Raw genomic sequence first — 12,980 nt, 5'->3', positions numbered from 1 at the left:
CCGGGGCGGCGCCCCGCCAGCGCGGGAGCAGCGAGAAGTGCAGGTTGATCCAGCCGAGGCGCGGGGCGCTCAGCAGCGGCTCGCGCACGAGCCCGCCGTACGCGACGATCACGCCGAGATCGGCGTCGAGGGCCTCGAGATGAGCGGATGCCTCGGGGTCGAGGCGACGGGTCTTGAGCGTCGGCAGCTGCAGCTCGTCGGCGGTCGCCGCGACCGGCGACGGGGTGAGCACGCGCTTGCGGCCGATCGGGGCATCCGGGCGCGTGACGACCGTCGCGATCGTGTGCGAGGAGGCCGCAAGGGCACGCAGAGACGGCACCGCGGCCGCCGGCGTACCGGCGAAGATCAGACGCATGGGCTCCCTGTTCGTGGACGACCGCGGGCATCGCGACACTGGGTCGTCGAGCGGGTCACAGGTCGACGTCGAGAAGGTCGGCCCGGACGTTCAGTGTATTGCGCGGCACCGGTGGTCGCCCCTTCGGCGGGCGTCGCCCGGAGATCGCCGCGGCCACGACGCTCGCGCGCAGCGACCGCATCGTGTCGGCGCCGGCGGCGTAGTCGACGCGCAGCAGCGCCCGCACGCGCCCGTCGTCGAGCGCGACGGGTCCGAGCAGGGCGTCGGCGGGAAGGGGTGCGTGGGCCGCGGCATCCTGCACCGCCTGCTGCACCCGTTCGGGCGTGCCCTCGATGCGCACGATGCGCACGGTCGGCGGCATGCGCAGCGGTGCGCGTTCGGCGAGCTCTGCGCGGGCGTAGGCCGCCGGCGTCCAGGTGGCGAGCGCCCGTGCGGCGGGCCCGGTCACCCCGACGAGATGCACCGGCGCGCCGGGCCGCGCGAGGGCCGCCGCGTTCGCCCACCAGCGCAGGCACGCCTCGCCGATGCGCAGATCCTCGGCGAGCAGCATCCGCTCGCCGTCGAGGAGCACGACCGCACGGTATCCGCCCGCGGCGATCGGCTCGGCGCCGCGCGTCGCGATCACGAGGGCGGGTGCGTCGTCGACGCGTTCACGGGGGTGGGCGCCGTCGGCCACGATCACCCGCATGCCCGCGAACGCGCGGCCGAGCTCGTCGGCGGTGCGCTCCGTCCCCGCCGATGCGAGGCGGAAGGTGCTGCCCGCGCAGTGCGGGCACGCCCAGCCGTGCGCGCGACGGCCGCACCAGCCGCACTCGGGCACGCCGCGCGGGGCGTCGGCCCGCAGGGGGCCGCCGCAGTGCAGGCAGCGCGCGGGGCGCCGGCACTCGGCGCACAGGACGACCGGCGCATAGCCGGGGCGCGCGACCTGCACGAGCACCGGTCCTTGACGCAGCCCCTCGCGCATCGCCGCGAACGCGGACGACGGGATGCGGGCGCGCGATGCGGCGTCGTCGGGTGCGCTCAGCACGACCTTCGGCGACACGCGGCGCCGCGCGGGCACGTCGGTGACCCAGCCGAGCTGCACCAGCCGCTCGACGTCGGTTGTGCGGGTGTGACCCGCGAACAGCAGCGTGTGGCCCTCGAGCTCCTGGCGCACCAGGGCGGCGTCGCGCGCGTGCACCCCGGGGCTCAGGGGTTCGGCGAGCAGTGGATCGCCGTCGTCCCAGAGCGCCACGAGCCCCGTGCGCGCCGCGGGAGCGTAGGCGGCCGAGCGCTTGCCCACCACGATGCACGGGGCCTCGGCGAGGATGCGGAGGTAGGCGGCGTACCGCTCCGGCCCGCTCTCGCGCGCATCGTCGCGCACCACGGCGTCGGCCGGGGCGAGGTCGGCGAGGGCTGCCAGCAGCTGCTCCTGGTCGCGATAGTCGGGCACGACCAGCACCGCGCTGCGACCCTCGGCGAGGGTGACGGTCGCCGCGGCGGCGAGCAGCACGGCCCAGGCGCCCACGTCGGTGCCGTCGCCGAGGCGCGAGGGTCGGGGTGGGGCGTCGACGGCGAGCCGCGCGCCCTGCGCGAGTGCGCCCTCGAGCGTCGGATAGTCGGCCAGGATGCCGCGGGCCGTCCGCAGTCGCTCGGCGTCGACGTGCGGGACCTCGGGCGCGGGACGGGCGAGCCACGCCTTCTCCGCCCGCACCATGCGCTTGGGCACCACGAGACGCAGGATGTCGGACGCCGACCCGGCGGCCCGGTCGGCCGCGCGACGGGCGAGCGCGTAGAGCGATGCCGGCAGCACGGCGACCGACGACACGACCGATTCGAGCTCCGACAGCGGACGCTCGGGCGCGACAGCCTCGGCGATCTCGACGATGAACCCGTCGACTACGCGACCCGCGGTACGCAGCGGCACCTTCACGCGCACGCCGGGGGTCGCGGCATCCATATGCTCCGCGGGCACCGCGTAGTCGAACAGGCGGTCGAGTTGCGGCAGCGGAGAGTCGACGAGGACGCGCGCGACCGTCAGCCGCCGCGGCTCATCGCTCGTCACGGCGTCGCGGTCAGAGTCCGGCAGCGGCGCGGAGCGCGTCGACGCGGTCGGTGCGCTCCCAGGTGAAGTCGGGCAGCTCGCGGCCGAAGTGGCCGTATGCCGCCGTCTGCGCGTAGATCGGGCGCAGCAGATCGAGCTGCTCGATGATCGCCGCCGGACGCAGATCGAACACCTCGCGGATCGCCGCGACGATGTGCTCGTCGGCAACGTGCCCCGTGCCGAACGACTCGACGTAGAGGCCCACCGGGTTGGCCTTGCCGATCGCGTAGGCGACCTGCACCTCGAGACGGTCGGCGAGACCCGCGGCGACCGCGTTCTTGGCGACCCAGCGCAGCGCGTAGGCGGCCGAGCGGTCGACCTTCGACGGGTCCTTGCCGCTGAAGGCGCCGCCGCCGTGCCGCGCCGCTCCCCCGTAGGTGTCGATGATGATCTTGCGGCCCGTCAGACCCGCGTCGCCCTTCGGGCCACCGGTGACGAAAGGCCCGGCCGGGTTGATGAAGTACTGCACGTCGGTCGTCGCCAGACCCGTCAGCTCGAGCACCGGGTCGATGACCTCCGCCTGCACCGCGGCGCGCAGCGCCTTCTGCGAGATGTCGGGCTGGTGCTGGGTCGAGAGCACGACGGTCTCGACCGTGCGCGGCACGGCGCCCTCGTAGCCGAGTGTCACCTGCGTCTTGCCGTCGGGCCGCAGGAACGGCAGCGCACCCGAGCGACGCGCCTCGGCGAGACGCTCGGCGATGCGATGCGCCGTCCAGATGGCGGTCGGCATGTACTGCGGCGTCTCGTTCGTGGCGTAGCCGAACATGATGCCCTGGTCGCCTGCGCCGAGCAGCTCGATCGGGTCGTTCGAGCCGGACTCGCGGTGCTCGAGCGCGGCATCCACACCGTGCGCGATGTCGCTCGACTGCTCGCCGATCGACACGCTGACCCCGCAGGAGTCGCCGTCGAAGCCGGTGTCGCTCGAGGTGTAGCCGATGCGGTTCACGACTCCGCGCACGATGCCGGGGATGTCGACCCAGCCCGACGTGCGCACCTCGCCCGCCACGTGCACGAGCCCCGTGGTCACGAGCGTCTCGACGGCGACACGCGCGTCGCGGTCGACGGTGAGGAGGGCGTCGAGGATGCTGTCCGAGATCTGGTCGCAGATCTTGTCGGGATGCCCCTCGGTGACGGACTCGGAGGTGAACAGTCGCAGCTGGCTCATCGAAGCTCCTGGAGAAGATGGGAACGCCATCATGCGCGCGGCCCCGGACATCATGTCACGGGGCCGCGGTGCAGAAGGCGGGTGTTACTCGGCGGGACGCAGCCGCAGCTTGTCCTCGTGGATCTCGTGCATCGCGATCGTGAGCGGCTTGTCCTCGATGGTCGAGTCGACGAGCGGGCCCACGTTGTCGAAGAGGTTGCCCTCCTGCAGGTCCGAGTAGTAGTCGTTGATCTGACGGGCGCGCTTCGACGCGTAGATCACGAGCTGGTACTTGGAGTCGACCTTCTCGAGAAGGCTGTCGATGGGCGGGTCGATGATGCCCTGATTGGTCCCTGCCATGGCGAAACCTCCTGGTTCGGGGATGACGGCGGAAGACGGCGCGCTACGAAGCGGGCGCGGAAGCCTTCGCCAATTCTACGACCTCGCGCGCGGCGGCGGCGACATCCTGGTTCACCACGCGGTAGTCGAACTCGTTCTGGGAGGCGAGCTCCACCTTCGCCGTGCGCAGGCGGCGCTCTCGCTCCTCCGCGTCCTCGGTGCCGCGGCCGACGAGACGCTGCACCAGTTCGTCCCAGCTCGGCGGCAGCAGGAACACGAGCGTCGCGTCGGGCGCCGCCTGACGCACCTGGCGAGCACCCTGCAGGTCGATCTCGAGCAGCACGGTGCGGCCGGCGGCGAGGGCCTCCTCGATGGGGCCGCGCGGGGTGCCGTAACGGTACTTGTTGTGCACCGTCGCCCACTCCAGCAACTGCCCCGACTCGATGAGCCGGTCGAAGCTGAGCTCGCCGGTGAAGAAGTAGTGCTCCCCCTCGACCTCACCCGGGCGCGGCGGCCGGGTCGTCGCCGACACCGACAGCAGGATCTCGGGGAAGTGCTCCTTGATGTAGGTCGCGACCGTGCCCTTGCCGACCGCGGTGGGCCCGGCGAGCACGATGAGGCGGCTGCGTCCGCGGCGGGGCCGGGGCTCGGGGAACCGCTCGTCGAGCCAGCCTGCGAGCACCTCGCGCTGACGCGCGCCGAGGCCGCCGAGCCGCTTCACGGGTGAGATGGCGAGCTCCTCCAGCACCCGGTCGCGCTTGCCCTCGCCGATCGCCGGCAGCGCGGTGAGGAAGTCGGTGATGCGCAGGGTGCCCGACGGCGACTGCGGGTCGGCGATCGCGCGGCGCAGCACCTCCTGGCCGGTCACGACCCGGAACGACAGGTCGCGCTTCAGGCTCGCCCGGGCGCGGCGCACCTCGACGGCGCGCTGGGATGCCGCGACCCGGTCGACCTCCGGCGGGGTGCGATGCTCGGTCACGAGCGCGCCCCGTAGAGCGCCGCCCGCTCGGCGATGCGCTCGGCCAGCCGGTCGGGGCCGACGGCGAGCACGCTGCGGCTCTCGTTCGCGATCACCTGCGACGACACGTAGCCGAACAGGCGGCCGAGCTCGGCCGGGTCGGCGCCCTGCGCCCCGAAGCCCGGGGCGAGGATCGGCGTGCCGGCGAGCAGGATGTCGCTCAGTCCGAAGCGTGAACGGGTCACGGTCGCGCCGATCACGACGCCGACGGAGCCGAGCGCGCCCGGAAGCCCCACGTTGTGCCAGCCGGCGTCGCGGGCGACGCGGGCGGCGACCCGCTCCCCCTCCTCGGCGGCCGCATCGGCGGTGACCGCCGTCTGCACCGGCTCCGCCTCGGGGTTGCTCGTCGCCGCGAGCACGAACGCGCCCTTGCCGTGCCGCAGCGCGAAGGTGAGCGTCTGCTGCAGCGAGTCCGGCCCGAGATAGGGGCTCAGCGTCACCGCGTCCGCCTCGAGCGGCGACCCCGGCTGGAGCCAGGCGGCCGCGTAGCCGTCCATCGTCGAGCCGATGTCGCCGCGCTTCGCATCGGCGATCACGATCAGTTCCGCCGCCCGCGCCGCCGCGAGCACGTCCTCGAGTGCCGCGAAGCCGCGCGAGCCGAAGCGTTCGAAGAATGCGACCTGCGGCTTCACGACGCCGACACGGCCGGCCGCGGCATCCACCACCCTCAGGCCGAACTCGCGCACGCCGTCGGCCGAGACCGGCAGACCCCACGACTGCAGCAGGCTCTCGTGCGGGTCGATGCCCACACAGAGCGGCCCGTGCGTGTCGAGGGCCTGCCAGAGGCGCTGACCGAATGTCGTCACAGGCGTCCCGCCCGATCGGCCGCGTACTCCTGCAGGCTCTTCACCGCGAAGCCCTCGCGCAGTGCCGGCATGGCGCTGACCGCCGCGCCCAGCACCGCCATCGTGGTGAACAGCGCCTTGTCGGCCGCGACGGCCGCCGCACGGATCTCGTAGCCGTCGGCACGGGCGAGACCGCCCGAGGGGGTGTTGACGATCATGTCGATGCGTCCGTCGTTGATGAGGTCGACGATGTTCTGCTCACCGGATTCCTGGGTGGCGGAGTACTTCTCGACGACCTCCACCCGGATGCCGTTGCGCGCCAGGATCTCGGCGGTGCCCTCCGTCGCGACGAGCGCGAAGCCGAGCTCCTGCAGGCGGTGCGCCGGGAGGATCACGGCGCGCTTGTCGGCGTCGGCGACCGAGATGAACACGGTGCCCTCGAGCGGCATGCCGCCGTACGCGGCATCCTGGCTCTTCGCGAACGCCGTCGGGAAGTCGCGGTCGATGCCCATGACCTCGCCGGTGGAGCGCATCTCGGGACCGAGCACCGAGTCGACGGTCTGGCCGTCGCGGGTGCGGAAGCGCTTGAACGGCAGCACCGCCTCCTTGACGGCGACGGGGGCGTCGAGCGGCACCCGGGAGCCGTCCTGGGCGGGCAGCAGGCCCTCGGACTTCAGATCGGCGATGGACGCGCCCGCCATGATGCGCGCCGCCGCCTTCGCGAGCGGGATGCCCAGGGCCTTCGACACGAACGGCACCGTACGGCTCGCGCGCGGGTTGGCCTCGATCACGTAGAGCACGCCCGCGCTGATCGCGAACTGCACGTTCAGCAGGCCTCGCACGCCGACGCCGCGCGCGATCGCGAGGGTCGCCTCGCGCACGCGGTCGATCTCGGTGCGGCCGAGCGAGACGGGCGGCAGCGTGCACGACGAGTCGCCGGAGTGGATGCCGGCCTCCTCGAGGTGCTCCATCACGCCGCCGATGTACAGCTGTTCGCCGTCGAAGAGCGCATCGACGTCGAGCTCGATCGCGTCGTCGAGGAAGCGGTCGACGAGCAGCGGACGGCCGGCGCCGATGATCGCCTGGTCGGCGATGCGGTCGAAGTAGTCGCGCAGGCTCGCCGTGTCGTAGACGATCTCCATGCCGCGGCCGCCGAGCACGAAGCTCGGGCGCACCAGCACCGGGTAGCCGATGTCCTCTGCGACCGCGATCGCGCCGTCGACGTCGATCGCGGTGCCGTGACGCGGGGCGACGAGCTCGGCCTCGTCGAGCAGGCGCGAGAACAGCTCGCGCTCCTCGGCGAGATCGATGGCCTCGGGGCTCGTGCCGAGGATGCGGTAGCCCGCCTCCTCGATGCCCTTCGCGAGCCCGAGCGGCGTCTGACCGCCCAGCTGGCAGATCACACCGAGGATCTCCCCCGACCGGCTCTCGGCGTGCAACACCTCGAGCACGTCCTCGAGGGTCAGCGGCTCGAAATAGAGCCGGTCGCTCGTGTCGTAGTCGGTGGAGACGGTCTCGGGGTTGCAGTTGACCATGACGGTCTCGTAGCCGGCGTCGGCGAGGGCGAACGACGCGTGCACGCACGAGTAGTCGAACTCCACGCCCTGTCCGATGCGGTTCGGGCCGGAGCCGATGATGACGACCTTGGTGCGATCCGACGGCGTCACCTCGGTCTCGGCGTCGTAGCTCGAGTAGTGGTAGGGCGTGAGCGCCGGGAACTCCCCCGCGCACGTGTCGACGGTCTTGTAGACGGGACGCACGTTCAGGGCGTGACGGATGCCGCGCACCTCCGCCTCGGCGATGCCGCGGAGCTCGGCCAGCTGGGCGTCGCTGAAGCCGTGCTCCTTCGCGATGCGGAGGGTCGAGGCATCCAGCTCGGCGGCGTCGGCCACGAACTGGGCGACCTCGTTGATGAGCACGATCTGGTCGAGGAACCAGGGGTCGATCTTCGTCGCCTCGAAGGCCTGCTCGAGCGTCGCGCCCTTGCGGAGCGCCTGCTGCACGACGACGATGCGGCCGTCGGTCGGGGTCCGGGCGATCTCGAGCAGCTCGTCGACCGAGCGGGTCTCCGTGCCCCAGTGGAAGCTGGAGCCGCGCTTCTCGAGCGAGCGCAGCGCCTTCTGCAGCGCGGTCGCGTAGTTGCGGCCGATCGCCATCGCCTCGCCGACCGACTTCATGGTGGTCGTGAGCGTCGTGTCGGCGGCGGGGAACTTCTCGAAGTTGAAGCGCGGCACCTTCACGACGACGTAGTCGAGCGTCGGCTCGAAGCTCGCCGGCGTCACCTTCGTGATGTCGTTCGGGATCTCGTCGAGGCGGTAGCCGATGGCGAGCTTCGCGGCGATCTTCGCGATCGGGAAGCCGGTGGCCTTCGACGCGAGCGCCGACGAGCGCGACACGCGCGGGTTCATCTCGATGACGATGATGCGGCCGTCGTCGGGGTTCACCGCGAACTGGATGTTGCAGCCGCCGGTGTCGACGCCGACGGCGCGGATGATGTCGATGCCGATGTCGCGCAGCTTCTGGTACTCGCGGTCGGTGAGGGTGAGCGCCGGTGCGACGGTGATCGAGTCGCCGGTGTGCACGCCGACCGGGTCGACGTTCTCGATCGAGCAGACGACGACGGTGTTGTCGTTGCCGTCGCGCATGAGCTCGAGCTCGTACTCCTTCCACCCGAGGATGGACTCCTCGAGCAGCACCTCGTGCGTGGGCGAGTCGTGCAGGCCCGCGCCGCCGATGCGCCGCAGATCGGCCTCGTCGTACGCGAAGCCCGAGCCGAGCCCGCCCATCGTGAACGAGGGGCGCACGACCAGCGGGTAGCCGAGCTTCTCGGCGCCGGCGAGCAGGTCGTCCATCGAGTGGCAGATGACGGATGCCGCGACATCCGCCCCCGCCTCGAGCACGAGCTCCTTGAAGATCTGGCGGTCCTCGCCGCGCTTGATCGCGTCGACCTTGGCGCCGATGAGCTCGACGTCGTACTTCTCGAGGATGCCGCGCTCGTGCAGCGCCATGGCCGCGTTGAGCGCGGTCTGCCCGCCGAGGGTCGGCAGGATCGCGTCGGGGTTCTCCTTGCGGATGATCGACTCGATGACCGCAGGGGTGATCGGCTCGATGTAGGTCGCGTCGGCGAAGTCGGGGTCGGTCATGATCGTGGCCGGGTTCGAGTTCACGAGGATGACGCGCACGCCCTCCTCGCGGAGCACGCGGCAGGCCTGCGTGCCCGAGTAGTCGAACTCGCACGCCTGGCCGATGACGATCGGGCCGGAGCCGATGACGAGGACGGAGCGGATGTCGTCGCGCTTGGGCATCAGGCGGCGCCCTTCTGGGTCTGCTGCGCGATCACGAGGTCGCGGAATCGGTCGAAGAGGTAGTTGGCGTCGTGGGGGCCGGCCGCCGCCTCCGGGTGGTACTGCACGCTGAAGGCGGGGATGTCGAGCGCGCGCAGGCCCTCCACCACGTTGTCGTTGAGACCGACGTGGCTCACCTCGACGCGGCCGTAGCCGTTCGGGCTGTCGATGACCGCGTCGATCGGCGCGTCGACGGCGAAGCCGTGGTTCTGCGCGGTGATCTCCACTTTGCCGGTGGTCTTGTCGAGCACCGGCTGGTTGATGCCGCGGTGGCCGAAGGGCAGCTTGTAGGTGCCGAGCCCGAGAGCGCGGCCGAGCAGCTGGTTGCCGAAGCAGATGCCGAAGAACGGCAGTCCGTCATCGAGCAGCCCGCGCAGCAGCGCCACGTGGGCATCGGATGCCGCGGGGTCGCCGGGGCCGTTCGAGTAGAACGCCGCGACCGGCCCGATCGCGCGGATCTCCTCGAGCGTGGCCGACTGCGGGAAGACGTGCACGTCGAAGCCGCGCGCGGCGAGGTTGTCGATCGTCGCCTGCTTGACGCCGAGGTCGAGCACGGCGAGGCTGCCGATGCGCTCGGTCGTCGCCGGCGTCACCTCGACGCTCGCGACCGACACCTCGGCCGACAGGTTGCGCCCCGCCATCTGCGGCGCCTCGCGCACGATGCGCAGCTGCTCGTCGTCGCCGAGCCCGGCCGCCTCACCCGAGAAGATCGCGCCGCGCATCGACCCGGCCGAGCGGATGTGGCGGGTCACCGCGCGGGTGTCGATGCCGCTGATGCCCACGATGCCGTCGCGCTCGAGCGCCGCGTCGAGGGACTCGTCGGCACGCCAGTTCGAGACGACGCGCGACGGGTCCCGCACGATGTAGCCCTCGACCCAGATGCGGCGCGACTCGGGGTCCTCGCCGTTCATGCCGGTGTTGCCGATGTGTGGGGCTGTCTGCAGCACGATCTGGCCGGCGTATGACGGGTCGGTGAGGGTCTCCTGGTAGCCGGTCATGCCGGTCGTGAAGACCACCTCTCCGATGGTGGTGCCGCGCGCGCCGTAGGCGCGTCCGGTGTGGCGGGTGCCGTCTTCGAGGACGAGAACGGCGGGTTCGGTGTGGAACCTGGTCATGCGTCGCTTCCTGCGGGGGTCGAGGGGGATGAGGTCAGTAGGGGGCGCACCGCGTCGGCGAGCACCTTGGCGGAGGCGTCGCGGGCACGCAGGTAGGTGTCGACCGGGGTGCCGTCGTCGAGCGTCCAGGTGATGCGGGCGAGGCCCTCACGCTCGACGACGCGGTCGATCGCCACCGTCGCCTGGGCGACGTCGACGACGCGCGACGCGGTGAGCTCGACGGTCGGCTCCCCCGCGATCGCGAGCAGCAGCGCGCGGTCGGTGACGACGAGCGTCGCCGGCGCCCGGTAGGCGAGGCCACGGGCGGCGAGGCGCTCGAGGGGACGCTCGTGCACGGTCGTGGCGACGTAGAAGACGTCGAAGCGCGCGCGCTCGTCGATCTCGGCGGCGGGGTCGGCCAGCGGTACCGCGATGCCGGAGTCCCGACGGGTTCGTCGCCACCAGCCCCACGCCATCAGGCCGATGAGCACGAGGGCGAGGCCGATCATGAGAAGGAGGGCGCCTTGCTGGGTCATGCGAACTCCTTCGTCAGGTCGACGAGGTCGCCGTGGGCGACGGTCGGGATGCCGGCGTGGAAGGTCCAGACCACGCGGCCCGGGAGCTCCCGGTCGAGGTAGGGCGAGTTGCGGCTGCGCCCGCGCAGGTCGTCCCGGCCGAAGGTCGAGGTGACGGCCGCGTCGTAGAGCGCGAGGTGGGCGGGCTCCCCCACGGCGATCGGGCGGCCGTGCCCGGCGAGGCGGCCGATGCGGGCCGGTGTCTCGCTCATGACCCGCGCGACATCGGCCCAGTCGAGGAGCCCGGTGTCGACCATCGACTGCTGCACGACGCGCAGGGCGGACTCGAGGCCGACCATGCCGTTCGCGGCCGCCTGCCACTCGCAGGCCTTCGCCTCGGCGGGGTGGGGCGCGTGGTCGGTCGCGACGATGTCGATCGTGCCGTCGGCGAGCCCCTCGCGCACCGCCTGCACGTCGTCTGCGGTGCGCAGCGGCGGGTTCACCTTGTAGCGCGCGTCGTAGCCGCGCACCAGCTCGTCGGTCAGCAGCAGGTGGTGCGGAGTCACCTCGGCGGTGACGTTCACACCGCGCCGCTTCGCCCAGCGGATGATGTCGACCGAGCCGGCCGTCGAGAGGTGGCAGACGTGCAGGCGGGAGCCGACGTGCTCGGCCAGCAGCACGTCGCGGGCGATGATCGACTCCTCGGCGACCGCCGGCCATCCGGCCAGTCCCAGCTCCGCCGAGACGGCACCCTCGTTCATCTGGGCGCCCGCGGTCAGCCGGGGGTCCTGGGCGTGCTGGGCGATGACGCCGTCGAACGCCTTCACGTACTCGAGCGCGCGTCGCATGATGAGCGGGTCCCAGACGCAGGAGCCGTCGTCGCTGAACACGCGCACCCGGGCGCGCGAGTCGGCCATGGCGCCGAGCTCGGCGAGCCGTTCGCCCTTCTGGCCGACGGTGACGGCGCCGATCGGCTGCACCGTGACGTAGCCCGCCTGCTCGCCGAGAGCGAGCTCCTGCTCGACGACGCCCGCCGTGTCGGCGACGGGCGAGGTGTTCGGCATCGCGAAGACGGCGCTGTACCCGCCGGCGGCGGCCGCGCGGGAACCGGTGAGCACCGTCTCCGACGCCTCGTAGCCGGGCTCGCGCAGGTGGGTGTGCAGGTCGACGAGTCCCGGCAGAGCGAGCAGTCCGTCGGCGTCGATCACCGCGGCACCGGCGCGCGACAGCGATATGCCGAGCTCCGCGATCCGGCCGTCTTCGATGAGGATGTCGGTGGTCGTGCCGTCGGCGAGTCGTGCGCCGCGGATCAGATGAAGGCCGGTCATCGCTCGTCCTCCTTCTTCTGCTCGTCGTCGTGGTCGGCCTGCCCGCTCAGGAGCAGGTAGAGCACCGCCATGCGCACCGACACGCCCGCGCGAACCTGGTCGAGCACAGTCGACCGGGGCGAGTCGGCGGCATCCGCCGAGATCTCGAGGCCGCGATTCATGGGGCCGGGGTGCATCACAATGCTATCGGCAGGAAGCGCCGCGAGCCGCGTCGCGTCGAGTCCCCAGCGGCGGGAATACTCCCGTTCAGTCGGGAAATACGCGGCGCTCATGCGCTCGAGCTGGATGCGCAGCATCATGAGCGCGTCGGGCCCGGCGGCGATCGCCGAGTCGAGGTCGTAGGAGATGGTCGCGGGCCAGGCCGAGACATCCTGCGGTACGAGCGTCGGCGGCGAGACGAGGGTGACCTCGGCGCCGAGGGCCGTGAGCAGCCAGACGTTCGACCGCGCGACGCGGGAGTGCAGCACATCGCCGACGATCGTGACCTTCACCCCGGCGAGGTCGCGCCCGCGGCTGTCGTCGCCGAACCGGCGCTGGCGGATCGTGAACGCGTCGAGCAGCGCCTGGGTCGGATGCTCGTGCGTGCCGTCGCCCGCGTTGACGACCCCCGCGGTGATCCACCCGCTCGTCGCGAGGGTGCGCGGGGCGCCGGACGCGCCGTGGCGGATGACCACCGCGTCGGCACCCATCGCCTGGAGGGTCTGCGCGGTGTCCTGGAGCGACTCGCCCTTCGAGACGCTCGACCCCTTCGCGGAGAAGTTGATGACGTCGGCCGACAGGCGCTTCGCGGCGGCCTCGAACGAGATGCGCGTGCGCGTCGAGTCCTCGAAGAACAGGTTCACGACGGTCTTGCCGCGCAGGGTCGGCAGCTTCTTGACCTCGCGATGCTGCGTGTCGGCCATGTCCTCGGCGATGTCGAGGATCGTCAGCGCATCCTCACGGGAGAGGTGCTGCGTGTCGAGCAGGTGGCGCATC

At 71.9% G+C, this 12,980-nt stretch carries 11 protein-coding genes; all 11 read right to left on the bottom strand.

Going from position 1 to position 12,980, the window contains the following annotated elements; all coding sequences use genetic code 11:
• Positions 1-355, bottom strand: a 355-nt coding sequence (locus tag BGO15_RS08845; RefSeq protein WP_286748041.1) for a methionyl-tRNA formyltransferase, incomplete at its 3' end; no start/stop codon positions are given.
• Between the two features lie 55 nt (positions 356-410).
• The gene (locus tag BGO15_RS08840; RefSeq protein ID WP_235557345.1) at positions 411-2,399 is read right to left on the bottom strand and encodes a primosomal protein N' family DNA-binding protein; all 1,989 of its coding nucleotides are present in this window, start codon (positions 2,397-2,399) and stop codon (positions 411-413) included.
• Between the two features lie 10 nt (positions 2,400-2,409).
• Positions 2,410-3,603, bottom strand: coding sequence for a methionine adenosyltransferase (gene metK / locus BGO15_RS08835; protein ID WP_056208999.1), 1,194 nt, complete (start codon positions 3,601-3,603; stop codon positions 2,410-2,412).
• An 84-nt stretch (positions 3,604-3,687) separates the two neighbouring features.
• On the bottom strand, positions 3,688-3,942 hold the full coding sequence (gene rpoZ / locus BGO15_RS08830) for a DNA-directed RNA polymerase subunit omega (protein WP_045248098.1): 255 nt from the start codon (positions 3,940-3,942) through the stop codon (positions 3,688-3,690).
• A gap of 43 nt (positions 3,943-3,985) precedes the next feature.
• Positions 3,986-4,900, bottom strand: a complete 915-nt coding sequence (gmk, locus tag BGO15_RS08825; RefSeq protein WP_056518567.1) for a guanylate kinase — start codon at positions 4,898-4,900, stop codon at positions 3,986-3,988.
• Entirely contained in the window at positions 4,897-5,745 is an 849-nt protein-coding gene (gene pyrF / locus BGO15_RS08820; RefSeq protein WP_056208997.1) for an orotidine-5'-phosphate decarboxylase, read from the bottom strand. Before pyrF ends, gmk begins: the two co-directional genes overlap by 4 nt.
• The gene (gene carB, locus BGO15_RS08815; protein WP_056208995.1) at positions 5,742-9,029 is read right to left on the bottom strand and encodes a carbamoyl-phosphate synthase large subunit; all 3,288 of its coding nucleotides are present in this window, start codon (positions 9,027-9,029) and stop codon (positions 5,742-5,744) included. Before carB ends, pyrF begins: the two co-directional genes overlap by 4 nt.
• A complete protein-coding gene (carA, locus tag BGO15_RS08810; protein WP_056208992.1) occupies positions 9,029-10,183 on the bottom strand; it encodes a glutamine-hydrolyzing carbamoyl-phosphate synthase small subunit in 1,155 nt (384 codons plus the stop codon). Before carA ends, carB begins: the two co-directional genes overlap by 1 nt.
• Positions 10,180-10,698 (bottom strand): PH-like domain-containing protein, encoded by a 519-nt coding sequence (locus BGO15_RS08805; RefSeq protein ID WP_045248093.1) that lies wholly within the window; start codon positions 10,696-10,698, stop codon positions 10,180-10,182. Before BGO15_RS08805 ends, carA begins: the two co-directional genes overlap by 4 nt.
• Positions 10,695-12,005 (bottom strand): dihydroorotase, encoded by a 1,311-nt coding sequence (locus tag BGO15_RS08800; RefSeq protein ID WP_056208988.1) that lies wholly within the window; start codon positions 12,003-12,005, stop codon positions 10,695-10,697. The genes BGO15_RS08805 and BGO15_RS08800 overlap by 4 nt, the downstream gene beginning before the upstream one ends.
• Positions 12,002-12,979 (bottom strand): aspartate carbamoyltransferase catalytic subunit, encoded by a 978-nt coding sequence (locus BGO15_RS08795; protein ID WP_056209237.1) that lies wholly within the window; start codon positions 12,977-12,979, stop codon positions 12,002-12,004. Before BGO15_RS08795 ends, BGO15_RS08800 begins: the two co-directional genes overlap by 4 nt.
• Position 12,980: the final 1 nt, after the last annotated feature.

Source organism: Microbacterium sp. 71-23 (assembly GCF_001897265.1).
GTDB classification, from domain to species: domain Bacteria; phylum Actinomycetota; class Actinomycetes; order Actinomycetales; family Microbacteriaceae; genus Microbacterium; species Microbacterium ginsengisoli.
This window is presented reverse-complemented; position numbering and strand designations above follow the sequence as displayed.

Excerpts from the sequence above, each read along its gene's own strand:
- metK (WP_056208999.1), bottom strand. The coding sequence starts at position 3,603 with ATGAGCCAGCTGCGACTGTTCACCTCCGAGTCCGTCACCGAGGGGCAT.
- rpoZ (WP_045248098.1), bottom strand. The coding sequence starts at position 3,942 with ATGGCAGGGACCAATCAGGGCATCATCGACCCGCCCATCGACAGCCTT.
- carB (WP_056208995.1), bottom strand. The coding sequence starts at position 9,029 with ATGCCCAAGCGCGACGACATCCGCTCCGTCCTCGTCATCGGCTCCGGC.
- carA (WP_056208992.1), bottom strand. The coding sequence starts at position 10,183 with ATGACCAGGTTCCACACCGAACCCGCCGTTCTCGTCCTCGAAGACGGC.
- BGO15_RS08805 (WP_045248093.1), bottom strand. The coding sequence starts at position 10,698 with ATGACCCAGCAAGGCGCCCTCCTTCTCATGATCGGCCTCGCCCTCGTG.
- BGO15_RS08800 (WP_056208988.1), bottom strand. The coding sequence starts at position 12,005 with ATGACCGGCCTTCATCTGATCCGCGGCGCACGACTCGCCGACGGCACG.
- BGO15_RS08795 (WP_056209237.1), bottom strand. The coding sequence starts at position 12,979 with ATGCGCCACCTGCTCGACACGCAGCACCTCTCCCGTGAGGATGCGCTG.